Genomic DNA, 21,816 nt, shown 5'->3' with positions numbered 1-21,816 from the left:
GGTATTACACGGAGACTCTGCCGTGGGCAGGGCGGCCGAGAAAGGACTCCGATGGTTCAGATCACCGCAGTGCGGGAAATCAGGGGATGGTCAGGCGGGTCCGGTCGCAGACTTTTCCCTGGTCGCCGCGTTTTCCGCGACATTTTCCTCCGCGGTGACGCTCGGGGGAACTCCGGCCACCAGACCGGTAGCGGATCTTCCGGATTTCGCCTGCGATTCATCCGCGCGTTTTCCGGACTTCTCGTTGGCGACGACATAGACGCCGGTCACCACGAGCACCATTCCGGCCAGATGGTAGGCGTGCAGTTCCTCGCCGAGCAGCAGCACGGAGAGGATCGCCCCGCTGACCGGTGTGAGCGCCGTGAAGGCGGCCACCACCGCCGTGTCGACGCTGTCCAGGCTGTCGTACATCAGGACCACGGCCACGCCGTTGATGGCGACACCCGTGTAGACCATCAGGGCCCAGGTCTGCCAGGAGATCTGGGTCAGTTCGGCGAGGCTGGTCTCCACGGCGGCGGGCCCGAGGAACATCAGCGCGCCGACGACGGAGAGGATCAGCGAGAGCGTGGCGGGCGGGATCGGCCGCGACAGGAGCTTGCCGAAGGTGACGAAGACCGCCTCGCACAGGACGGCGCCGACCAGGAGCAGGGCTCCGAGGACCTCGTTGGAGCCGCTTCCGCCCGAACCGCCCGCGCTGAGCGCGTTGATGCCGGCCGCGCCGAGGACCGCGATCACGATGCCGATCCTGCGGCGCGCCGACAGCCGCTCGCGCAGGAACAGGACGGCGACCAGGCAGATGGAGATCGGGACCATGCCGAGGATGACGCCAGCCTCGATCGCGCCGGTGTACTTCACCCCGTACATGGCGAGGACGCTGAAGAGGAAGACGCCCAGGAGCGCCTGGGCGAAGATGACGGTGCCGTCCCTGCGGCCCGGCCGGACCAGGCCGCCCCGCGACTTCAGCGCCACGTACACCGCGAGGACGGCGACGGCGCTGACGAGGCGGAAGAACGTGGCCGTGAAGACCGGTACTTCCTCCAGGATCAGCTTGCCGGCCACGAGGTACGAGCCGAGCAGCACGGTCGCCACGGTCATCTTGACGTGGACGGCACGCATCATGTGACCTCCGTGAGGGGGGCGAGGGCCCGCTCGACGATGGCGGCGGTGTGCACGTCGACGGTGTCGATGACGGGGGCGTCGAACTCCTCGGGACGGATCACCAGAGGCACCTCCGTGCAGGCCAGGACCAGTGCTTCGGCGCCGGCGTCCAGCACGTCGCGGGCGATGCGCGCGAACCGCTCGCGGGTGGCCCGCGAGATGTCGCCCGTGCACAGTTCGCGCTCGATGGCCTCCTGCATGAAGGCGCGGTCCGGCGGCTCGGGCACCACGACCTTGATGCCCTCGGCCGCGAACTCGTCGCGGTAGAAGGCCTCTTCCATGGAGAACGCGGAGCCGAGCAGGCCCACGGTGGAGACCTCCCGGCGGGCCGCCTCCTGCGCGGTGGCGCGGCAGATGTTGATCAGGGGCAGCGCCACGCGCTCCTCGACGAGATCCGCGAACTCGTGGACGGTGTTGCAGCAGATGGCGAAGAAGTCCGCGCCCGAGACCTCCAGGCGCCGGGCGGCGGCGGCGATCTCCCCCGCCACCGCGTCACCGTCGCGCGCCGCGATCCATTCCACCATCGGCTGGAAATCCAGGCTCTCCAGGACGATCCGCGGTGAATGCGCTTTTCCGAGCCGCCGGTTGATCAGACGGTTGATGCGGTCGTAGTACGTGATCGTCGAAGGAAAGCTCAGACCACCGACCAATCCGATCTTCAGCACCTTGCCGGTATCGGTCATATCGACTCCCCCCCGAACGCGAGTGCGGGCAGGAAGTCCCAGCCGACGTCGTTACTCATGAAATCCCCCTTGGTGCCGATGCTTGCCCCGACTGTCCATTCACGGACAGCCGGCGGAAAGCCCCGTCATGGTTCGGATTTGCGCAGCGTCCCGGATTTGGCTCATTCCACGCGGTAGATCTGGCCGGTCTGGTGGCCCTCGATGGAGCGGACGTAGGCGGCGGCCGCTCGGCGCACCGGCACCGGGTCGAAGCCGGGGAAGAAGTCGCCGTAGGCGTCCAGGGACTCCTCGAAGACGGTGGGGCTGACGGCGTTGATGCGCTGCTCGCGGGGCAGTTCGATCGCCGCGGCCCGTACGAAGGACTCGACGGCGCCGTTGGCGAGCGAGGCGACCGCGCCGGTCCGGATGGGCTCCCGGGCGAGGATGCCGGTGATGAGGGTGAAGGAGCCGTCCTCCGCCACCGACGACAGGCCCTGGCGGACCAGCTCGACCTGGCTGAGAACCTTGCCCTCGAACCCGTCGCGCACGTCCTCGGCGGCGAGGTCGCCGAGCCGCTTCCAGGGCACGGTGCCCGCCGCGGAGGCCACCGCGTCCACGCGGCCCACCTGGCGGTACAGCTCGGCGACGGAGGCCGGGTCAGTGATGTCCAGCGCGATGTCGGCGTCCTTGCGGGAGGCGGTGACGACCTCGTGGCCGCGTTCCCGCAGGGCGGTGAGCACGGCCCGGCCGAGGGTGCCGCTCGCCCCCACGAGGACGATCTTCTTACGGGGAGTGGTCTGCTCGCTCATACGCCCGAGGATGGCCCCCCACCACCGTGCAGTCCAGCTACCTTTTCTACCGTACTCGTTAAGCTGTACTCATGATTGATGTGAAGCGCATGGTCATGCTGCGTGACCTGGCCGAACACGGGAAGGTCAGCGCGGTCGCGGATCTGCACGGCGTCACTCCGTCGGCGGTCTCGCAGCAACTGCGCGCTCTGGAGGCGGAGGCCGGAGCCGCCCTCATGCACCGCGAGGGCCGGGGGGTGCGGCTCACGGCGGCGGGCACCGCGCTGGCGGCCGCGTGCGAGCAGGTCCTGGCGGCGCTGGAGCGTGCGGAGGGCGCGGTGCGCGCCCTCGACGACGATCTGAGCGGTGAACTGACCCTCGGCTGCGCTCCGAGCGCTCTGAACGCCGTCGCCGCGCCCCTGGCGGCCGAGATCGCCGGGCGCCATCCGCGGCTGGCTCTGCGGATCGTCCAGGCCGATCCGGAGGAGTCGGTGCCGCGGCTGCGGCAGCACGACCTCGATCTGGCCGTCTCGTACCGCTACCACCAGCTGGGCGCCCCGCAGCCGGGCGGCACGACCGCGGTCGCGCTCTTCGACGACCCGCTGGTGCTCGCCGTGCCGGACGCCCTGGCGGGCGCGGTGCGGCGCGACGGTCTCGGGGCGCTGCGGGAGACGGCGTGGATCTCCGCGCCGGCGCCGAGCAGCTGCCACGAGATCCTGGTGCACGCCTGCCGGGACGCCGGCTTCACGCCGCGTATCGCGCACACCTACGAGGACCTGCGCTCGGCGCTGACGCTCGTCGCCACGGGCCTGAGCGCGACGATCCTGCCCCGCCTCATGTGCGACGCCCCGCCCTCGGGCGTGACGCTCCTGCCGCTGCCGGGCCGCGGCCGCACGATCGAGGCCCTGGTCCGCGCGGGCTCGGAGCGCCAACCGGCGATCGCGGGAGCCCTGACGGCCCTCCAGGCGGTGACGGCCCACCACCGGGCCGGGTGACGTGGGGATCTTCGGCGAGTGAGCCGAGGGGGCGCGCAGACGGCGAGGACACGTCCCCGGCACGAACGACCGCCTCCCCCGGTGCCCCCATGCGCCCCGGAGGCGAACCGAGCCCCAGAAAAATAGGCGGGGACCGCCGCACCCCCGTGGTCGAGGGGCGGGACGACGGCGGTCCCCGCGTGGGACACGGGCCCGGGTCAGGGCCGGTCTCCGCGTCCGCGGCGTGCGTAGGAGGTCCGGGAGCCGCTCCGTAGTCCTTGACGCCGACAACGACCAATGTGCCGTAGGCGTGTTAAGCGGGTGCTGCGGGTACGTGTCGCGCTCGTACCGTTTGCGCGAACGCCCCGAGCGACCCGCTCAACCGGCCCTGTGGCGTTACTTGGTGGCGCCCTTGGCTCCGCCGCTCGCGAGGAAGGCGAGCAGGTCCTGGCGGCTGACGACGCCGGTGGGCTTGCCTTCGACGAGCACGATGGCCGCGTCGGCCGCGCCGAGGACGGACATCAGGTCGGCGACGGGCTCGCCGGAGCCGACCTGCGGCAGCGGCGCGCTCATGTGCCGTTCGAGCGGGTCTTCGAGGGAGGCGCGCTTGGTGAACAGCGCGTCGAGGAGTTCGCGTTCGACGACGGAGCCGACGACCTCGGCGGCCATGACGTCGGGGTGTCCGGCGCCGGGCTTGACGATGGGCATCTGGGAGACGCCGTACTCCCGGAGGACCTCGATGGCCTGGCCGACCGTCTCCTCGGGGTGCATGTGGACGAGGGACGGCATGCCGCCCTCCTTGTGGCGCAGTACGTCGGCGACGGTGGCGGACTCGGTGTCCTCAAGGAAGCCGTAGTCGGCCATCCACTCGTCGTTGAAGATCTTGGAGAGGTAGCCGCGGCCGGAGTCCGGCAGGATGACGACGACGATGTCGTCGGGGCCGAGGTCCTTGGCGACCTCGAGCGCGGCGACGACCGCCATGCCGCAGGAGCCGCCGACGAGGAGGCCCTCCTCCTTGGCGAGGCGGCGGGTCATCTGGAAGGAGTCCTTGTCGGACACGGCGACGATCCGGTCGGTGCCGTCACGGTCGTAGGCGGTGGGCCAGAAGTCCTCGCCGACGCCTTCGACGAGGTAGGGCCGGCCGGAGCCGCCGGAGTAGACGGAGCCCTCGGGGTCGGCGCCGATGATCTGGACGGCGCCGCCGCTGACCTCCTTGAGGTACTTGCCGGTGCCGGAGATGGTGCCGCCGGTGCCGATGCCGGCGACGAAGTGGGTGATCTTCCCGTCCGTCTGGTCCCACAGCTCGGGGCCGGTGGTCTCGTAGTGCGAACGGGGGTTGTTGGGGTTGGAGTACTGGTCCGGCTTCCAGGCTCCGGGCGTCTCGCGGACGAGCCGGTCGGAGACGTTGTAGTACGAGTCGGGGTGCTCGGGGTCGACGGCGGTCGGGCAGACGACGACCTCCGCCCCGTACGCCCGCAGGACGTTGATCTTGTCGGTGGACACCTTGTCGGGGCAGACGAAGATGCACTTGTAGCCCTTCTGCTGGGCCACGATGGCGAGCCCTACGCCCGTGTTGCCGGACGTGGGCTCGACGATCGTCCCGCCGGGCTTGAGAGCGCCGCTCTCCTCGGCCGCTTCGATCATGCGGACCGCGATGCGGTCCTTGACCGAGCCGCCGGGGTTGAAGTACTCGACCTTGGCCAGGACGGTCGCCTGAATGCCGGCCGTGACGTTGTTGAGCTTCACCAGCGGGGTGTTGCCGACGAGGCTGATCAGCGAGTCGTGGAATTGCACCGTAATCTCCGGGGTCTCCGTAATGGTTGCGGCCAGCGTATGCGTAGTCGGAGCGGGTTACGGGGCAGTTAGACCCTGAACGGCTTGAAGGAGGTGACAGCCCCTATGTCGAGGGCGAGGGTGGCGCGGCGGATCGCGGCGGGCGCGGCGTACGGCGGCGGGAGCATCGGGCTGCTGGGTGTGGCGGCGGTGGGCGTGCTCCTGGCCGAGGTGCAGCTGGCGAAGAGGTCGGTGGGGGGCGGGGTGGCGCCGCTGCCACCGGCGGCGGAGGGGCTGTACGGGCGCTCTTTCGCGGCTGCGGATCCCGGCTCCGCCCCTTTTCGGCTGGCCCTTCTGGGTGATTCGACGGCGGCGGGTCAGGGGGTGCGCCGGTCGGGCCAGACGCCGGGGGCGCTGCTCGCCTCGGGGCTTGCGGCGGTGGCGGAGCGGCCGGTGGATCTGCGGAACGTGGCGCTGCCGGGGGCGCGGTCGGACGATCTGGAGCGTCAGGTGTCTCTTCTGCTGTCGGCTTCGACGGGTCCGCCGGACGTGTGCGTGATCATGATCGGGGCGAACGACGTGACGCACCGGATGCCGCCGACGGAGTCGGTGCGGCATCTGGCGGCGGCGGTGCGGCGGCTGCGGACGGCGGGGGCGGAGGTGGTGGTCGGGACCTGCCCGGACCTGGGGACGATCGAGCCGGTGTACCAGCCGCTGCGGTGGCTGGCGCGGCGGGTGTCACGGCAGCTGGCGGCGGCGCAGACGATCGTGGTGGTGGAGCAGGGCGGGCGGACGGTGTCGCTGGGGGATCTGCTGGGTCCCGAGTTCGCGGCGAATCCGCGCGAGATGTTCGGGGTGGACAACTTCCATCCGTCGGCGGAGGGGTATGCCACGGCGGCGATGGCGGTGCTGCCGACGGTGTGCGCGGTGCTCGGCGTGTGGCCGGAGACGGACCGCCTGGAGCCGGACCGCCACGAGGACATGCTGCCGGTGGCGAAGGCGGCGGCGGAGGCGGCGAAGGAGGCCGGTACGGAGGTGACGGGGGTACGGGCTCCCTGGGCGCTGCTCAAGCACCGGCGCCGTCGGCGTCTTCCGGAGGCGGCGGTCGCGGCCGCCGAGGCGGAGGCCGGACGGGGGTCGGAGCCGGGGTCGGAGCCGGGGTCGGAGCCGGATGCGGCGTCGTCGGCGGAGGACGCCCGCCGGTCGTGACGGGCGGGCCGGGAGCGCGGCACTCTGGGAGGTGGGGTGCCACTCCCGGTGGTCCCCCCGGGTCACCGACTGAGCGCTCGCTTAGAAAAGAGGCCCGCATCACACGGCCAGCCCGGTGACCAATGCGATACGTACGGGTAACTTCCCCTTCAGTCCTGCCAGAACCGCACCGCACCCCTCCTGGAGCCGTGATGCCCGAAGCCGTCATCGTCTCGACCGCCCGCTCCCCGATCGGCCGGGCCTTCAAGGGCTCCCTGAAGGACCTGCGGCCCGACGACCTCACCGCGACCATCGTCCAGGCCGCCCTGGCCAAGGTCCCCGAGCTGGACCCGCGGGACATCGACGACCTGATGCTCGGCTGCGGCCTGCCCGGCGGCGAGCAGGGCAACAACCTGGGCCGGATCGTCGCCGTCCAGATGGGGATGGACCACCTCCCCGGCTGCACGGTCACCCGCTACTGCTCCTCCTCGCTCCAGACCTCCCGCATGGCGCTGCACGCCATCAAGGCGGGCGAGGGCGACGTCTTCATCTCGGCGGGTGTCGAGATGGTCTCGCGCTTCGTGAAGGGCAACTCCGACTCCCTGCCGGACACGCACAACCCGTTCTTCGCCGAGGCCGAGGCCCGTACCGCCGCCGTGGCCGCCTCCGAGGGCTCCAGCTGGCACGACCCGCGCGAGGACGGCCTCGTCCCGGACGCGTACATCGCGATGGGCCAGACCGCCGAGAACCTGGCCCGCCTGAAGGGCATCAGCCGCCAGGAGATGGACGAGTTCGGCGTACGGTCCCAGAACCTCGCCGAGCAGGCCATCAAGAACGGCTTCTGGGAGCGCGAGATCACGCCGGTGACGACCCCGGACGGCACCGTCGTCTCCACCGACGACGGCCCGCGCGCCGGCGTCACCCTGGAGGGCGTCCAGGGCCTGAAGCCGGTCTTCCGCCCCGACGGCCTGGTGACCGCCGGCAACTGCTGCCCGCTCAACGACGGTGCCGCGGCGCTCGTGATCATGTCGGACACCAAGGCGCGTGAGCTGGGCCTGACCCCGCTCGCCCGCATCGTCTCCACCGGCGTCTCGGGCCTCTCCCCCGAGATCATGGGCCTCGGCCCGGTCGAGGCGTCCAAGCAGGCCCTCAAGCGCGCCGGCCTGACGATCGGCGACATCGATCTGGCCGAGATCAACGAGGCCTTCGCCGCCCAGGTCATCCCGTCCTACCAGGACCTGGGTCTGGACCTGGACAAGGTGAACGTCAACGGCGGCGCCATCGCCGTCGGCCACCCCTTCGGCATGACCGGCGCCCGCATCACCGGCACGCTCATCAACAGCCTGCAGTTCCACGACAAGCAGTTCGGCCTGGAGACGATGTGCGTGGGCGGCGGCCAGGGCATGGCGATGGTCATCGAGCGCCTGAGCTGAGCCGTAGCGGAGGGCAGGGGTCGCCTGAGCTGAGCCCTGGGGGCGGCGCTCCCTTGGCCTTCCGGCGCTGATCCCAACCGTCCCGCGTCCCAGCCGTGACCGAATCTCCCCCAGGATGTGACCTTCGTCCCGGGGGAGATCCGTTCCCGCAGGTCACGGCCGCCCCGGGACTAAACACCAGGCACAAATACCTGTCCAATTCGTGACGTAATGCACTGACAGGGGGCGCGCTCCCGGGACACTCTGATGTAGGAAGTCGGGGGATCGACTCGAATCGGGAGTACGTCAGTGAGCGCCATGTCTCTTGCCCTGCTGGTGACCACGGCCGCCGCCACGGCCGTGGGCGCCGCCGCCCTGCACGCCGCCCACGGTCTCCGTAAGCAGGTCGCCGCTCTGCGTAGCGAACTGTCCACCGGACACGGCGTGTCCGTGCCGCACGCCCGCCCGACGCCCGCCGCCGAGATACGCGCCGCGGTCGCGGAGGCGCTGGCCGAGGAGCGGGAGCGCGAGCTCGCCGAGGCGCGGGCCTTCTGGGCCGCCCAGGAGGCCCGGGACGCGGCCGACTCCCCGTCCCTGCTGGGCGGTCTGTCGGGCACCGCCGAGGACGGCCCCTTCTTCGTGCCGCGCCAGGCCGACTTCGTGGGGCTTGAGGCGATGGCCCTGGAGGCGATGGAGGCGGAGGCCGCCGCGCTGGACGGCGCGGGCCCCGAGAGCGTCCTGGAGGAGTTCCCGGAGCTCGTCGAGTACACCGAGTACCCGGAGGACTCCCCGGAACTGGCCGCCGCCCGCCGCCGGCACCCCTCGCACCCCGACTTCGTGCCGGTGCAGACACCGGTGGTGACGGACCATGAACGCACGGTGGCCCGCCTTGAACAGCTCGCGGAGACGGGCACGGCGCTGACCGATGTGCGCCCCGGTCCGCTCGGCACGCTCGACGTGTACGTCTTCGCCGACGGCACCACGCTCTGCATGACCCCCGGCCACCGGGAGACCGCGGAACGCCTCGCGGAGGCGCTGCGCGCGGGCCACACGCCGGTACTCCTGGGCGGCTCGGGCGTCTCGGGCGCGTACGCCCTGACGTTCTCCTGCGGCGACGCGGACGACGAGAACGTCTACATCCTCGCCGACCGCGTCATCGCGTCGCTCTAGCCCCGTGGAGGCGCGCCTCAGGGCGCGCCAGGGCCCATCCGACCTGTCCCGCCACGGCCGGCGCTACAGCCCCGCCCGCTCCGTCGCCCGCCGCACGAGATCCACGGCCTCGCCCAGTTCCCGCTCCGGGGACCCGGCCGGGGCCGTTCGCAGAATCTCCGCCAGATCGTTTCCGGCGACCACGAGTTGGTCCGCGACGGTGAAGACGCCCGCGTCCGGCATGATCCGAGCGGCGCCCCCGGGCTCCTCGATCCGCTGGGCCCGCAGCGCCAACTCCCTGGCCAGCTCAAGCCCTTCGGCGGCGGCACCCCGCTGGAGACGGCTCTGCGGGGCGGTCCGCAGCCGGTCGGCGAACCGCTCCACGGCGGCGGTCAGTTCACTCGTATCAAGCACTCCGCGACCCTACGCGCCCTCCAGGGACTGTTGCCAACGGGCCGACGCTCAGGCACGGTGACGGGAAGGAGCACACGGCAACACGCGTCCGGAGGCGCCGATGTCCCACGTCTTCTCCGAAGAGACCCACCGCAATCTGCTCGCCCGCATCCCCCATTGCACCGGTCGTGAAGTGTCCGACTGGCTTCGCACCGTCGAGGAAGGCCCCTCCCTCGTCCGCTTCGAGGAGAAGGTGAGCTGGCTCCGGGGCGAACACGACCTCGCGTACGGCCACGCGAAAGCGATCATCCACGAGTACGACCTGCGACGAGCGGCCCGCAGACTGCTCTGACACCCACCCCGGACGGCCCTGCGGCACCGCGCCGGAGGGCCGTCACCTCACGTTCCGGCCCAGGGGCGCCCGTACGCGTAGAGTGAGAGAACGCTGGTTCTCCACCCGGAGGCGTACGAGAGGTGAGTGGACGATGGACACGGACACGCACACGGACACCGCCGAGCTGAAGCTCCTGGAGGCCGCCGAGGCGCTCTTCGACGAGCGGGGGGTGCAGGCCGTCGGCATGGACGCCATCCGCACCGCGTCAGGGGTCTCCCTCAAGCGGCTCTACCAGCTGTTCCCGTCCAAGGACCATCTGGTGTGGGCCGTCCTCAAGCGCCGCGACAGCGCCGTGCGCGAGGCCATCGCCGCCCATGGGGCCGCCCGCGCCACCACGCCGCACGAGCGGGTCCTGGCGGTCTTCGACTATCTGGGCGACTGGTTCGCGGATCCCGGTTTCCGCGGCTGCGCCTTCATCAACACCTTCGGCGAGATGGGCGGCATCTCGCCGGACGTCGCCGACATCGCCCGTGGGCACAAGCGGGCGCTGCGGCAGTACTTCGCCGAACAGACCGACGCGCTCGGGGCGCCCCGGGAGCTCGCCGACCAGCTGGCGATCCTCGCCAACGGCGCCATGGCCGTCGCGGGCATCAGCGGCTCCGCCGAGCCGGCCACCCAGGCGAAGAGCGCCGCGAAGACACTGCTGGACGCGGCCCTCGCACCCTAGGGAGTGTCCGGACACGCGGAAGGGCCCGCCCGGCGGAAGCCGGACGGGCCCTTTGTCACACGGTCACACGGTCACACGGTCACAGAGGTGACCCGGGAGCGCGTCAGTCGTCGCCCTGAAGGATCGACAGCACACGCAGCATCTCGAGGTAGATCCACACCAGGGTCATGGTGAGGCCGAAGGCCGCCAGCCAGGACTCCTCGCGCGGGGCGCCGTACGTCACGCCGTCCTCGACCTGCTTGAAGTCGAGGGCGAGGAAGCAGGCGCCGAGGATGATGCCGATGACACCGAACAGGATGCCGAGGCCGCCGCTGCGGAAGCCCAGCCCGTCACCGCCGCCGAAGACGGCGAAGAGCAGGTTGACCATCATCAGCAGCATGAAGCCGATCGCGGCCGCCATCACGAAGCCGTAGAAACGGCGGGTGACGCGGATCCAGCGCATCTTGTAAGCGATGAGCACACCGGCGAAGACCGCCATCGTGCCCAGAACCGCCTGCATCACCACACCCGGGGAGATGTACGTGGAGACGGCGCTGGAGATCACTCCGAGGAAGACACCCTCGAAGGCGGCGTACGCCAGGATGATCGCCGGCGAGGCCTTGCGCTTGAAGGACTGGACCATCGCCAGGACGAACGCCACCAGGGCGGCGCCGATGGCGATGCCGTAGGACTTGCCGAGGTTCGCCGGGTCGACGGGCAGCAGCACCCACGACAGGACGGCGGTCAGCACGACCGTGCCGAGCGTCATGGCCGTACGGCTCACGACGTCGTCGATCGTCATCACATTGCCGCGGACCTGCGGCGGGGCGCCTACCTGGGCGTCCGGGGCGTAGGGGTTGCTCGCGTACGGGTTCGCCGCACCCTCGGCGTACGGGTTCGTTCCGACGGCGGGGCCCCCGGCCTGCGGCTGCTGCGCGTTGAAGCCGGCGTAGCCGTTGTCGCGGCTGAACCCCCGTCGCGAGAAGACCGGGTTACTGCTCCTCATCTCACTCCTCCATGGCCGCACTGCGCGGCCTTGCGTCAAGAGTAATGCGGAAGCAAAAGAATCTCCCTAGTGCTCGGGGAGGATCTTTCCTCGATCGTTAAGGAAGCCCGGCCGGGAGCGGCGGGGCTTCAGGGGGGAGCTGTGCCCGGAACCGGACTCGAACCGGTACGGCCAAAGGCCAGCGAGGTTTAAGCTCGCCGTGTCTGCATTCCACCATCCGGGCGTGGCGCGCGGCTCCGCGTTGGCACATGAGCCTATCGGGACGCTTCCCCCGTTCAGCGGAACAGTGACCCGATGTTGTCTTATTTTATTGACGTCTGAGGGTGCGTCAGTGCAGGTGGAGGCCGATCTGACGAAGTGTGACGGGGCTCGCAGGCGCAAAGGCGCACACGCGGGAATGACGGAAACTCGCCGCCGTGCGACGCATTCCCCCACGGGGTACCCCGAGGGTCGGCGCTCCCGTGGACGCCTCAGGGGTGCCGTCATACCTCAGGAGGAGAGCCGGAGCACCCGGTCCGACTCGAGACTGCCCCGGGAACGGGCATGTGGACGGACGTCCCGGGCCGTAACGCTCGACACGATGGAGTGGTTCCCGAACGCACCGTTCCGACAGGAGTCACCCTCGTGAAGACCACCTCCACCGTGCCCCGCGCCACCGCGGTGGCAGCCCGCGCCACGGATCTCTCGAAGGTCTACGGACAGGGCGAGACCCAGGTGGTCGCCCTGGACCGGGTCACCGTCGACTTCCGGCAGGGGGAGTTCACCGCGATCATGGGCCCGTCCGGCTCCGGCAAGTCGACCCTGATGCACTGCGTCGCCGGTCTGGACTCCTTCAGCTCCGGCTCGGTCCGGCTCGGTGAGACGGAGCTCGGCACCCTGAAGGACAAGCAGCTCACGCAGCTGCGCCGGGACAAGATCGGCTTCATCTTCCAGGCGTTCAACCTGCTCCCGACGCTGACGGCGCTCGAGAACATCACGCTGCCGATGGACATCGCGGGCCGCAGGCCCGACAAGCAGTGGGTCGACCGGGTGATCGACATGATCGGGCTCTCGGGCCGGCTGAGCCACCGCCCCGCGCAGCTCTCCGGCGGTCAGCAGCAGCGCGTCGCCGTGGCCCGCGCGCTGGCCTCCCGCCCCGAGATCATCTTCGGTGACGAGCCGACCGGAAACCTGGACTCCCGCTCGGGCGCGGAGGTGCTGGGGTTCCTGCGCAACTCGGTACGGGAGCTGGGGCAGACGGTCGTCATGGTGACCCACGACCCGGTGGCCGCCTCCTACGCGGACCGGGTGATCTTCCTCGCGGACGGCCGGATCGTCGACGAGATGATCGCCCCGACGGCGGACGGCGTGCTCGACCGCATGAAGGCCTTCGACGCCAAGGGCCGCACGAGCTGAGCCGACCGCGCCCCTTCGCCCGGCCTCACGTCTGCCCGGCCCGGCCTCGCGCGTCGCCCCTCCCCGCCCTGCCCTCTCCTCACCCGGCCCGCCGCTGGCGCCGGCCCCACTCCAGGACACATCCATGTTCCGTACCGCCTTGCGCAACGTTCTCGCGCACAAGGCCAGGCTGCTGATGACCGTGCTCGCCGTGATGCTCGGCGTGGCCTTCGTCTCCGGCACGCTGGTCTTCACCGACACCCTCTCCCAGGCCTTCCGCAACCAGTCGGCCAAGAGCTACGACAACGTCGCCGTCGCCGTCTCCGCGCTGCACGGCGGCGACGACACCGACAAGACGCCCGGTCTCTCCGAGGACGTACGGCGGAAGATCGAGGCCGTCGACGGGGTCGCCGAGGCGACCGGCCGGGTCAGCGGCTTCGCCGGGGTGCCCGACAAGGACGGCAGGCTCATCGGCGTCGGCTGGTCCAACAAGGGCACGAACTTCGCCCCCGGCAAGGACGGCAAGGACCCCGCGTACCAGTTCACCGACGGCTCGGGGCCGGTGCGGGACGACCAGATCGCCCTCGACCGGGACACCGCCACCAAGGGCGGCTACCAGGTCGGTGACACCGTACGGGTCGCCACCAACGGCCCGGTGAAGGAGTACGGCCTCGCCGGCGTCTTCACCACCGAGGACGGCGCCGTGAGCGCGGGCGGCAGTCTGGTGCTCTTCGACACCGACGTGGCGCAGAAGCTGTACGTCGAGCCCGGCTTCTACCAGGACATCACCGTCGCCGCGAAGCCCGGCGCCGACGCCGCGAAGATCCTCGCCGCGGTCGAGCCGCTGGTCGGCGAGGCCGGCGAGGCCCAGACCGGGCAGGCGCTCGCCGACCAGCAGGCCAGGGACATCGAGTCCGGCCTGAGCGCGCTCAACCAGATGCTGCTCGCCTTCGCCGGCATCGCGCTCTTCGTCGGTGTCTTCCTTATCTCCAACACCTTCACGATGCTGGTCGCCCAGCGCACCAAGGAGCTGGCCCTGATGCGCGCGGTCGGTGCCTCGCGCAGGCAGATCACCCGCTCGGTGCTCGCCGAGGCGGCTCTGGTCGGTCTGGTCGCCTCCGTCGTGGGCTTCGGTCTCGGCGTGCTGCTCGCGATGGGCCTGCGCTCGGGGATGTCCGCCTTCGGTCTGAAGGTGCCGGGCGGCGACCTGGTCGTCACCTCCACTCCGCTGATATCCGCGCTCGCCGTGGGTGTGCTGATCACGATGCTGGCCGCCTGGCTGCCGGGCCGTCGCGCCGCGAAGATCCCGCCGGTGGCGGCGATGAGCAGCGTCCACGCGGTGGCGACCACCAAGTCGCTGGTCGTGCGCAACTCCATCGGCGCGGCCATCACCGCCCTCGGTGCCGTCGGCATCATCGCGGGGGCCGGCAAGGGCGGCGAGTCGGGCCGCATGCTGATCGGCGCGGGCGCGTTCTTCACCCTCGTCGGTGTGATCGTGCTGATCCCGCTGCTGTCCCGCCCCGTGATCGCCCTCGCCCGGCCCGTCCTGAAGTCCTTCGGGGTCGCGGGCAAGCTGGCCGGGCAGAACGCGGTCCGCAACCCCCGCCGTACCGGCGCCACCGCCTCCGCTCTCGCCATCGGCCTGACGCTGGTCACCGGTCTCTCGGTGCTGGGCGCCACGGTCGGCTCGGCGCTGGACAGGATGACGACCGACCAGATCAAGGCCGACTACATGGTCTCCATGGCCAGTGGCGACGGCATGAACCAGGCGGCCCTGGACGCGCTGGAGAAGGTGCCGGGCGTCTCGGCGGTCTCCCCGCAGCAGGCGGGCTACTTCGAGATCGAGGGCGACTTCGCGTCGGTCTCCGGTGTCACCCCCGGCGACATCGAGAAGGTCCTCAAGCTGAACGTCACCAGCGGCTCGCTCGCGTCCCTGGCGGACGGGAAGATCGCGGTCGCCGACAAGACGGCCGACAAGCAGGGCTGGAAGGTCGGCACGGCCCTTCCCGTGGAGTACGGGGACAAGAAGAAGGAGAAGCTGACGGTCGGCGCGGTCTTCGAGAGCAGCGAGTTCGTCTCGCCGGTCCTCGTCGACACGAAGATCCTCAACGCCCACGACTCCAAGCCGTACATCCCGCAGATCTTCGTGGCGATGGAGAGCGGCCAGACGGCGGCCGGTGAGAAGGCCCTGGTCCAGGCGCTCGGCGACAACCCGGCCATCACGGTGATGGACCACAAGGACATCCGGGACGCGTTCGGCGGCCAGATCAACCTGATGCTGAACATCATGTACGGGCTGCTGGCGATGGCTCTGATCATCGCGGTGCTCGGTGTCGTCAACACGCTCGCCATGTCGGTGTTCGAGCGGCAGCAGGAGATCGGCATGCTGCGGGCGATCGGCCTCGACCGGCGCCGGGTGAAGCGGATGGTCCGTCTGGAGGCCGTGGTCATCGCCCTGTTCGGCGCGGTGGTCGGCATCGGTCTCGGCTCCTTCCTCGGCTGGGCGATCGGCGAGACGATGCGGAGCAGCCTGCCGGGCTACGCGCTGGTGCTGCCCTGGGACCGGATCGGCGTCTTCCTGCTCCTCGCCGGCCTGGTCGGTGTGCTGGCCTCGCTGTGGCCGGCGCGCAGCGCCGCCCGGCTGAACATGCTGACCGCCATCAAGGCGGAGTGACGGCGGCACGGACACGGTGAAGGGCCGGATACCCCGGGGGTGTCCGGCCCTTCGCCGTTCGCGCACGGTCGCCGCCGTGCGCGCTCCGGTCGTCAGCTGCCTTCGCAGTAGCTCATCAGCCGGTCGTGGTTGGCCCGGTACTGGTCGTACAGCGCCGCGTCGTCGATCTTCAGCAGCGTCTCGTCGTTGGCCCGCAGCGCCGGGTAGGTGTAGTTGTGGCTGCCGGTGAAGACCAGCTTGCGGCCGGAGGTGCCGTTGTACGTGCCCTCCACGAGCAGGTACTTGGAGTGGAGTCCGACCTTGGCGACGCCGGTCCCCCGGTCCTCCTGGCACTCCACGCGCTTGGTGAGCTTGCCGGAGATGATGCTCTCGACACCGCTGCTCATCGATTCGGCCGCGCCGTCGTGGGCGAGGATCACCGAGCACCCGGCGTTCTTCAGGGCGACGAGCTTGGTGGCGACCTCGTCACGGGTGAAGAGGTTGGCGGCCATCCGCACCTGGGTGCCGCCGGAGCAGCTCACGTTGTCCAGGATCAGCTTGATCGTGTCGGTGGACGCGTCGTTGTCGAAGGTGGTGCCGGCGGCTTCCTTGCGGGGGAAGAAGTACGTCTTGTACGGGCCGCTCTCCGGGGTCTTGTAGTAGTGGCTCAGGCCGGTGGAGGAGGTTCCGTAGGCGAGGAGGTCGGCCCAGTAGGCGCGGTAGATCGCGTAGAGGCCGCTGTCGACGATCGTGACCGCGTTGTTGAAGAGGTCGGTGCGCTGGACGTTGGTCATGTTGGCCGAGGTCTGCACCACCACGTCGTTCGCGCCGCCGGTGGACGAGAACAGGAAGAACTTGTTGTGGTTGATGGCGCCGTCGGGGTCGTTGGGCAGCTTGCGGGTGCCGATGCAGCCACGGCCCGCCGGGCAGGCGAAGACCCAGGAGCCCTGGGTGCGGTCGGTGCCGAGCCGTTCGGCGAGCCGGGTGTACTCGCCGCCGCTCATGGTGGTGGAGGTGTGGTCCACGATCACCTTGACGTCGACGCCGCGGGTCTTGGCGGCGTGCAGGGCGTCGGTGACCGTGTCCTCGGTGAAGGTGTAGAGGCCGGCGGTGATGCTGGAGCCGGCGGGGGCCTGGTCGATCAGTCCGAGGATGTGGTCGCGGACGCGGCTCTGGGCGGCGCTGTCGCCGGCCGGGTCGTTGAAGGTGGCGGTGGTGGTCACGGCCGCGGCGGCGGTGACGGTGGCCGGGACCGCGGAGGCCGTGGCGGCGGACGTCGGGGCGGCGTTGCCGGGGACGGCCGCGACGGACAGGAGTCCGGCGCCGACGGCCAGGGTGAGCAGCAGACGGATCGGGCGGTGCACGATGGGTTTTCCCCCTAGGGCCTGGGCGTATCCGGCATACGGAGCATGCGGCGCATACATGACAATTCCGGGCTCGGAGAAGAGGGGGTGCCGGCCGTCGCCGGCACCCCCTCCCGACGGGCCCGAAGGCCCGAAGGTATCAACGCGGGAGCGACTCGTTCCACACCCGCGGGCGCAGCGCCATGCCGGACCTGCCCCCCTCCGGCGTCTTCACCGCGAGGAACTGGTTGACGCCGATCCGGTTGCGTTCGAAGGAGACGGCGGAGGCCGCCATGTAGAGCCGCCAGACTCTCGCCCGGCCCGGTGAGACGAGCCGGACGGCCTCGGCCCAGCGCGCCTCCAGGTTGGCCACCCAGCGGCGCAGCGTGAGGGCGTAGTGCTCGCGGATGGCCTCCACGTCCCGCACCTCGAAGCCGGCGTCCTCCAGGGTGGCGAGCGTGCGGCCCATCGGGGCGAGTTCGCCGTCGGGGAAGACGTACGCGTCGATGAACTCGTCCACCTCGTAGGTGGCTTCGTCCGGTGTGGGGCGGCGGGAGATCTGGTGGTTGAGCAGCCGGCCGCCCGGCTTGAGGAGCGCGTACAGGGTGTCGGCGTACTTGCGGTAGCGCACCTCGCCGACGTGCTCGGCCATGCCGATCGAGGAGATCGCGTCGTACGGGCCGTCCTTGACGTCTCGGTAGTCCTGCACCCGGATCTCGATCCGGTCCGTCAGCCCCTCCTCGGCGATCCGCTTGCGGGCGAAGGCGGCCTGCTCGCGGGAGAGCGTGACGCCGACGACCTGGGCGCCGTACTCACGGGCCGCGTGGATGGCCATGGAGCCCCAGCCGCAGCCGACGTCGAGGAGCCGGTCGCCCTCCCTCAGCCGCAGCTTGCGGGCGATGAGGTCCAGCTTGTCGCGCTGGGCGTCCTCCAGCGTGCCGTCCTCCGTCCAGTAGGCGCACGAGTAGACCATCGAGGGCCCGAGCACCAGCGCGTAGAAGTCATTGCCCACGTCGTAGTGGTGACTGATCGCCTGCTTGTCGCGGTGCTTGCTGTGCCGGGAGCCGGTGCGCCGCCGCATCTCCTCGGCGGGCGGCGCCGGCGGCGGGAAGGGCCCGCCGAGCTTCAGCAGGGCGCGGGCGGCGGCCCGCAGCTGCGGGTCGCGTACGGTCTCCAGGGCGCTCCTGGACTCGTCGCCGCGCTCCCAGATGAGCCCCGCGAGCCGGTCGAGGACCTCGTACAGATCGCCCTCGACGTCGATCTCACCGGCCACCCAGGCCCGGGCGAGGCCGAGCTCGCCGGGCTTCCAGAGCAGCCTGCGCAGGGCGCGGCGCTCGCGGACGACCAGAACGGGGCCGCCCACGGGTCCGGCTTCGCTGCCGTCCCAGGCCCGCAGGCGCACCGGGAGCGGGGCTCCCAGCAGATCCTCGGCGAGAGTGGTCAGCCGCAACGCGGCGTCGGCCATGGTGCACACCTCCGTGATGTCGTGCCCCAGTAAGGTTCGTCACCACGTAAACACCCTCGGTAGGCGAATACAGTCCCGCCGTCGCGCAACGAGTCGGCAAAACACCCGGGCGGACATGCCGAAGGACCGTCCGCACCACGGATGGCGGACGGCCCTTCGGCATCTACGGTCGTACAGGTACAGCGGTCGTACGGGTACAGCGGTGGAACTAGGAGGCCTTGGCCTTCTCCTGGCTCGCCTGGGCGACCGGCGCCGGGGCGGGCTTGGCGGCCTCGTAGAACTCCTCGCGCGGCGACTCCATCGCACCGAGGGAGACGACCTCGCGCTTGAGGAACATCGCCAGGGTCCAGTCGGCGAAGACGCGGATCTTGCGGTTCCAGGTCGGCACGGCCATGCCGTGGTAGCCACGGTGCATGTACCAGGCGAGACGGCCCTTGAGCTTGATCTTCATCTTGCCCATGACGATCATCGCGACGCCCTTGTGCAGGCCGAGGCCGGCGACCGCGCCCTTGTTGGCGTGGCTGTACTCCTTCTGCGGGAAGCCCCGCATGCCGGAGACCACGTTGTCGCCGAGGACCTTCGCCTGGCGCAGCGCGTGCTGGGCGTTCGGCGGGCACCAGGCGTTCTCCACGCCGGCCTTGCGGGCGGCGAGGTCCGGAACCTGGGCGTTGTCGCCCGCGGTCCAGATGTAGTCGGTGCCGGTGACCTGGAGGGTCGGCTGGGCGTCCACGTGCCCGCGCGGGCCGAGCGGGAGGCCGAAGCGGGACAGCGCCGGGTTGGGCTTGACGCCCGCGGTCCACACGATCGTGTTGGAGTCGACCTCAAGGCCGTTCTTCAGCACGACGTGACCGTCGACGCAGGAGTCCATCGACGTCGAGAGGTAGATCTCGACGCCGCGGCTCTCCAGGTGCTCCTTGCCCCAGCGGCCCAGCTCCGGGCCCACCTCGGGAAGGATCTTGTCGGCGGCGTCGACCAGGATGAAGCGCATGTCCTCGCGCTTCACGTTGGTGTAGTACTTCGCCGCGTCGCGGGCCATGTCCTCGACCTCGCCGATGGTCTCCGCACCGGCGAAGCCGCCGCCCACGAAGACGAAGGTCAGCGCCTTGCGGCGGACCTCCTCGTCGGCCGTCGAGTCGGCCTTGTCCAGCTGCTCCAGGACGTGGTTGCGCAGGCCGATGGCCTCCTCCACGCCCTTCATGCCGATGCCCTGCTCGGCGAGGCCGGGGATCGGGAAGGTGCGGGAGACCGCGCCCATCGCGATGACGAGGTAGTCGAAGGGAAGGTCGTAGGCCTCGCCGACGAGCGGCGCGACCGTGGCGACCTTGCGGTCCTGGTCGATGCTGGTGACACGACCGGTGAGCACCTCGGCTCCGCGCACGACGCGTCGCAGCGGGACGACGACGTGACGCGGCGAGATGCTGCCTGCGGCGGCTTCGGGGAGGAAGGGCTGGTACGTCATGTACGACCGCGGGTCGACGACCGTGACGGTCGCCTCGCCGAAACGCATCTTCTTCAGAATGCGTCGAGCCGCGTACAGGCCTACGTACCCACCGCCTACTACGAGGATCCTGGGACGCTCCGTGGTGCTCATGCCATCGAGTATCCACCCCTCTGAGGGGGGTCGCTCGTGCGCCCCTTCACAAGGTTCTGGGGGAGCTCTGCTACACTGCGCGGCCCACGTGACCCAGGTCATGGTGCAGCAAAGGAACCGCGGTGTTACGGCGGACGTTGTTCACCCCGGTTGAACTGGCCCGGAGAGCCCTCGGTAACCCTGAACCACGAGGTGCGTTCACACGATGGAAACAGAGTGCGAACGGGGCTGCGAACCTACGAAAGCACCCCGGCAGGGGCCTCGCGGGCCGTGAAGACCCTCGATGACCCCCGTCGGGGCGCTTTTCCTTGTGAAGAACTTCACGAAGTTTTCCGACGGTCCGTCGCCGGACGTGGCGCGGTGCGCCCGTTATGCCACGGACAGGGCGATTCCGTCGAGGATGTCGTGCTCGCTGACGACGACCTCCGGGGCCCCCGTGCGCTCCATGATCTCCAGCAGGACCAGGGCTCCGGCGGCGATGACGTCGACCCGGCCGGGGTGCATGACGGGGATCGCGGCCCGCTCGTCATGCGTCGAGGCGAGCAGCCGGCCGGTGACCTCGGCGACCTGGTCGCGGGAGATCCGCGAGTGGTGGATCTTCGTGGAGTCGTACTCCGGGAGCCCGAGCGCGATGGCGGCGACGGTCGTCACCGATCCGGCGAGCCCGACGAGCGTACGGGCCTCGCTGATCGGCACCGTCCTCTCGGCCAGGTCCAGCGCGGCCCGGATGTCGGCGCGAACGGCCTCGATCTCGGCCGGCGCCGGCGGATCGCTGCGGACGTGCCGCTCGGTCAGGCGCACGCAGCCGATGTCGACGGAACGGGCCGCCTCGACGTGCCGGGCGCCGACGACGAACTCCGTGGAGCCGCCGCCGATGTCCACGACCAGACAGCGGTCGGTGCCGTGCAGCTCGGCTGTGGCGCCGGTGAAGGAGAACTCCGCCTCCTGGTCGCCGCTGATCACCTCGGGCTCGACGCCCAGGATCTCCACCACGCCCTTGACGAACTCGTCCCGGTTCTCGGCGTCCCGCGAGGCGGAGGTGGCCACGAAACGGAGCCTCTCGGCGCCGAGCTCCTCGATGACGGCGGCGTACTCCCGGCACGCCGCGAAGGTCCGCTCCAGGGCCTCGGGCGCGAGCCGGCCGGTCCTGTCGACACCCTGACCGAGCCGGACGATCGTCATCCGCCGGTCCAGCTCGATCAGCTCTCCCGTCTCGGGGTGGACGTCGGCGACGAGGAGGCGGATGGAGTTCGTCCCGCAGTCGATGCCCGCGACCCGCGTCATTCGGCGGCCCCCTTCTCCGTCTCCTCCGTCTTCTCCTCCGCGCAGGGCGTGACGCAGGGGCCCTTGGCCCACCACTCCGGCAGCATCGCGATCGCCTCGTCGCCCAGCGGGTTGACCCCGGGGCCGGCGGCCAGCGAGTGGCCGACCAGGACGTGCAGGCACTTCACCCGGTCCGGCATGCCGCCGGCGCTCGGGAAGCCCTCCAGGACCTCGATGGCGTCACGGCGGGCGATGTAGTCCTCGTGCGCGGCCCGGTAGGCGGCGGCCAGCTCCGGGTCCGTGGCGAGCCGGGCCTGCATCTCCTTCATCACGCCGTTGGCCTCCAGGGTGCCGATGGCGGAGGCGGCGCGCGGACAGGTCAGGTAGTACGTCGTGGGGAACGGGGTGCCGTCCGGGAGCCGCGGCGCGGTCTCCACGACGTCCGGGTTGCCGCACGGGCAGCGGTGCGCGATGGCGCGCAGACCCCGGGGCGGGCGGCCGAGCTGCGCCTCGAAGGCGGCGACGTCCGCCTCGGTGGGCTCGGTGCGGGGGGTCTGCGGAGGGGGCGTTTCCATGCGTGCGTC

19 protein-coding genes and 1 tRNA gene are annotated in these 21,816 nt (G+C 70.5%); 8 read left to right on the top strand and 12 right to left on the bottom strand.

What is annotated here, in order from left to right:
- Positions 1-90: 90 nt before the first annotated feature.
- The 3 genes from ACIRB4_RS21550 to ACIRB4_RS21540 form a co-directional block, all read right to left on the bottom strand.
- Positions 91-1,119, bottom strand: a complete 1,029-nt coding sequence (locus ACIRB4_RS21550; RefSeq protein ID WP_403293442.1) for a DMT family transporter — start codon at positions 1,117-1,119, stop codon at positions 91-93.
- The gene (locus tag ACIRB4_RS21545; RefSeq protein WP_403293441.1) at positions 1,116-1,841 is read right to left on the bottom strand and encodes an aspartate/glutamate racemase family protein; all 726 of its coding nucleotides are present in this window, start codon (positions 1,839-1,841) and stop codon (positions 1,116-1,118) included. The genes ACIRB4_RS21550 and ACIRB4_RS21545 overlap by 4 nt, the downstream gene beginning before the upstream one ends.
- A 161-nt stretch (positions 1,842-2,002) precedes the next feature.
- The gene (locus ACIRB4_RS21540; RefSeq protein WP_403293440.1) at positions 2,003-2,629 is read right to left on the bottom strand and encodes a short chain dehydrogenase; all 627 of its coding nucleotides are present in this window, start codon (positions 2,627-2,629) and stop codon (positions 2,003-2,005) included.
- 71 nt (positions 2,630-2,700) lie between these two features.
- Between ACIRB4_RS21540 and ACIRB4_RS21535 the strand changes: the two genes are divergently transcribed.
- Positions 2,701-3,603, top strand: a complete 903-nt coding sequence (locus ACIRB4_RS21535) for a LysR substrate-binding domain-containing protein (protein ID WP_403293439.1) — start codon at positions 2,701-2,703, stop codon at positions 3,601-3,603.
- Between the two features lie 375 nt (positions 3,604-3,978).
- On the opposite strand, the gene ACIRB4_RS21530 is transcribed toward ACIRB4_RS21535, so the two are convergent.
- The gene (locus ACIRB4_RS21530; RefSeq protein WP_403293437.1) at positions 3,979-5,376 is read right to left on the bottom strand and encodes a cystathionine beta-synthase; all 1,398 of its coding nucleotides are present in this window, start codon (positions 5,374-5,376) and stop codon (positions 3,979-3,981) included.
- A gap of 105 nt (positions 5,377-5,481) precedes the next feature.
- Here ACIRB4_RS21530 and ACIRB4_RS21525 point away from each other — a divergent pair, with 105 nt between their 5' ends.
- The 3 genes from ACIRB4_RS21525 to ACIRB4_RS21515 all read left to right on the top strand — a co-directional run bounded on the left by ACIRB4_RS21525 (position 5,482) and on the right by ACIRB4_RS21515 (position 9,125).
- On the top strand, positions 5,482-6,564 hold the full coding sequence (locus ACIRB4_RS21525) for an SGNH/GDSL hydrolase family protein (RefSeq protein WP_403293435.1): 1,083 nt from the start codon (positions 5,482-5,484) through the stop codon (positions 6,562-6,564).
- A 191-nt stretch (positions 6,565-6,755) separates the two neighbouring features.
- Positions 6,756-7,976, top strand: coding sequence for an acetyl-CoA C-acetyltransferase (locus ACIRB4_RS21520; RefSeq protein ID WP_403293433.1), 1,221 nt, complete (start codon positions 6,756-6,758; stop codon positions 7,974-7,976).
- Positions 7,977-8,273: 297 nt separating this feature from the next.
- Positions 8,274-9,125, top strand: coding sequence for a hypothetical protein (locus tag ACIRB4_RS21515; RefSeq protein WP_403293431.1), 852 nt, complete (start codon positions 8,274-8,276; stop codon positions 9,123-9,125).
- Between the two features lie 63 nt (positions 9,126-9,188).
- Here ACIRB4_RS21515 and ACIRB4_RS21510 read toward each other — a convergent pair whose 3' ends face one another.
- Positions 9,189-9,518 (bottom strand): hypothetical protein, encoded by a 330-nt coding sequence (locus ACIRB4_RS21510; protein ID WP_403293429.1) that lies wholly within the window; start codon positions 9,516-9,518, stop codon positions 9,189-9,191.
- A 100-nt stretch (positions 9,519-9,618) separates the two neighbouring features.
- On the opposite strand from ACIRB4_RS21510, the gene ACIRB4_RS21505 reads away from it, so the two are divergent.
- Positions 9,619-9,849: a DUF4287 domain-containing protein gene (locus ACIRB4_RS21505; protein WP_331919624.1), complete on the top strand. Its 231-nt coding sequence runs from the start codon at positions 9,619-9,621 to the stop codon at positions 9,847-9,849.
- 133 nt (positions 9,850-9,982) lie between these two features.
- Positions 9,983-10,558 (top strand): TetR/AcrR family transcriptional regulator, encoded by a 576-nt coding sequence (locus ACIRB4_RS21500; RefSeq protein WP_403293427.1) that lies wholly within the window; start codon positions 9,983-9,985, stop codon positions 10,556-10,558.
- A 103-nt stretch (positions 10,559-10,661) separates the two neighbouring features.
- Here the strand turns inward: ACIRB4_RS21500 and ACIRB4_RS21495 are convergent, their stop codons facing one another.
- Positions 10,662-11,543, bottom strand: a complete 882-nt coding sequence (locus ACIRB4_RS21495; protein WP_403293425.1) for a Bax inhibitor-1/YccA family protein — start codon at positions 11,541-11,543, stop codon at positions 10,662-10,664.
- Between the two features lie 142 nt (positions 11,544-11,685).
- Positions 11,686-11,766, bottom strand: a tRNA-Leu gene (locus ACIRB4_RS21490).
- A gap of 401 nt (positions 11,767-12,167) precedes the next feature.
- On the opposite strand from ACIRB4_RS21490, the gene ACIRB4_RS21485 reads away from it, so the two are divergent.
- Together ACIRB4_RS21485 and ACIRB4_RS21480 are read left to right on the top strand one after the other, a co-directional pair.
- Positions 12,168-12,938, top strand: a complete 771-nt coding sequence (locus tag ACIRB4_RS21485; protein WP_403293424.1) for an ABC transporter ATP-binding protein — start codon at positions 12,168-12,170, stop codon at positions 12,936-12,938.
- A 124-nt stretch (positions 12,939-13,062) separates the two neighbouring features.
- On the top strand, positions 13,063-15,591 hold the full coding sequence (locus tag ACIRB4_RS21480) for an ABC transporter permease (protein WP_403293422.1): 2,529 nt from the start codon (positions 13,063-13,065) through the stop codon (positions 15,589-15,591).
- A 92-nt stretch (positions 15,592-15,683) separates the two neighbouring features.
- Here ACIRB4_RS21480 and ACIRB4_RS21475 read toward each other — a convergent pair whose 3' ends face one another.
- The 5 genes from ACIRB4_RS21475 to ACIRB4_RS21455 form a co-directional block, all read right to left on the bottom strand.
- Complete coding sequence (locus ACIRB4_RS21475) at positions 15,684-16,934, bottom strand: phospholipase D-like domain-containing protein (protein ID WP_403293420.1); 1,251 nt, start codon at positions 16,932-16,934, stop codon at positions 15,684-15,686.
- Positions 16,935-17,073: 139 nt separating this feature from the next.
- Positions 17,074-18,378 (bottom strand): class I SAM-dependent methyltransferase, encoded by a 1,305-nt coding sequence (locus tag ACIRB4_RS21470; protein ID WP_403293419.1) that lies wholly within the window; start codon positions 18,376-18,378, stop codon positions 17,074-17,076.
- Between the two features lie 208 nt (positions 18,379-18,586).
- A complete protein-coding gene (locus ACIRB4_RS21465; protein WP_403293417.1) occupies positions 18,587-19,969 on the bottom strand; it encodes an NAD(P)/FAD-dependent oxidoreductase in 1,383 nt (460 codons plus the stop codon).
- 369 nt (positions 19,970-20,338) lie between these two features.
- Positions 20,339-21,253, bottom strand: a complete 915-nt coding sequence (locus tag ACIRB4_RS21460; RefSeq protein WP_403293416.1) for an exopolyphosphatase — start codon at positions 21,251-21,253, stop codon at positions 20,339-20,341.
- A complete protein-coding gene (locus ACIRB4_RS21455; protein ID WP_403293413.1) occupies positions 21,250-21,807 on the bottom strand; it encodes a DUF501 domain-containing protein in 558 nt (185 codons plus the stop codon). The genes ACIRB4_RS21460 and ACIRB4_RS21455 overlap by 4 nt, the downstream gene beginning before the upstream one ends.
- Positions 21,808-21,816 lie beyond the last annotated feature (9 nt).

The organism is Streptomyces sp. NPDC093600 (assembly GCF_044764755.1).
Lineage (GTDB): Bacteria > Actinomycetota > Actinomycetes > Streptomycetales > Streptomycetaceae > Streptomyces.
Note: the sequence above shows the minus strand (reverse complement) of the source record. Positions and strands in the feature narration are given on the sequence as shown.

Excerpts from the sequence above, each read along its gene's own strand:
- ACIRB4_RS21500 (WP_403293427.1), top strand. The coding sequence starts at position 9,983 with ATGGACACGGACACGCACACGGACACCGCCGAGCTGAAGCTCCTGGAG.
- ACIRB4_RS21495 (WP_403293425.1), bottom strand. The coding sequence starts at position 11,543 with ATGAGGAGCAGTAACCCGGTCTTCTCGCGACGGGGGTTCAGCCGCGAC.
- ACIRB4_RS21480 (WP_403293422.1), top strand. The coding sequence starts at position 13,063 with ATGTTCCGTACCGCCTTGCGCAACGTTCTCGCGCACAAGGCCAGGCTG.
- ACIRB4_RS21515 (WP_403293431.1), top strand. The coding sequence starts at position 8,274 with ATGTCTCTTGCCCTGCTGGTGACCACGGCCGCCGCCACGGCCGTGGGC.
- ACIRB4_RS21535 (WP_403293439.1), top strand. The coding sequence starts at position 2,701 with ATGATTGATGTGAAGCGCATGGTCATGCTGCGTGACCTGGCCGAACAC.
- ACIRB4_RS21460 (WP_403293416.1), bottom strand. The coding sequence starts at position 21,253 with ATGACGCGGGTCGCGGGCATCGACTGCGGGACGAACTCCATCCGCCTC.
- ACIRB4_RS21455 (WP_403293413.1), bottom strand. The coding sequence starts at position 21,807 with ATGGAAACGCCCCCTCCGCAGACCCCCCGCACCGAGCCCACCGAGGCG.
- ACIRB4_RS21550 (WP_403293442.1), bottom strand. The coding sequence starts at position 1,119 with ATGATGCGTGCCGTCCACGTCAAGATGACCGTGGCGACCGTGCTGCTC.
- ACIRB4_RS21520 (WP_403293433.1), top strand. The coding sequence starts at position 6,756 with ATGCCCGAAGCCGTCATCGTCTCGACCGCCCGCTCCCCGATCGGCCGG.
- ACIRB4_RS21545 (WP_403293441.1), bottom strand. The coding sequence starts at position 1,841 with ATGACCGATACCGGCAAGGTGCTGAAGATCGGATTGGTCGGTGGTCTG.
- ACIRB4_RS21525 (WP_403293435.1), top strand. The coding sequence starts at position 5,482 with ATGTCGAGGGCGAGGGTGGCGCGGCGGATCGCGGCGGGCGCGGCGTAC.
- ACIRB4_RS21540 (WP_403293440.1), bottom strand. The coding sequence starts at position 2,629 with ATGAGCGAGCAGACCACTCCCCGTAAGAAGATCGTCCTCGTGGGGGCG.
- ACIRB4_RS21470 (WP_403293419.1), bottom strand. The coding sequence starts at position 18,378 with ATGGCCGACGCCGCGTTGCGGCTGACCACTCTCGCCGAGGATCTGCTG.
- ACIRB4_RS21505 (WP_331919624.1), top strand. The coding sequence starts at position 9,619 with ATGTCCCACGTCTTCTCCGAAGAGACCCACCGCAATCTGCTCGCCCGC.
- ACIRB4_RS21465 (WP_403293417.1), bottom strand. The coding sequence starts at position 19,969 with ATGAGCACCACGGAGCGTCCCAGGATCCTCGTAGTAGGCGGTGGGTAC.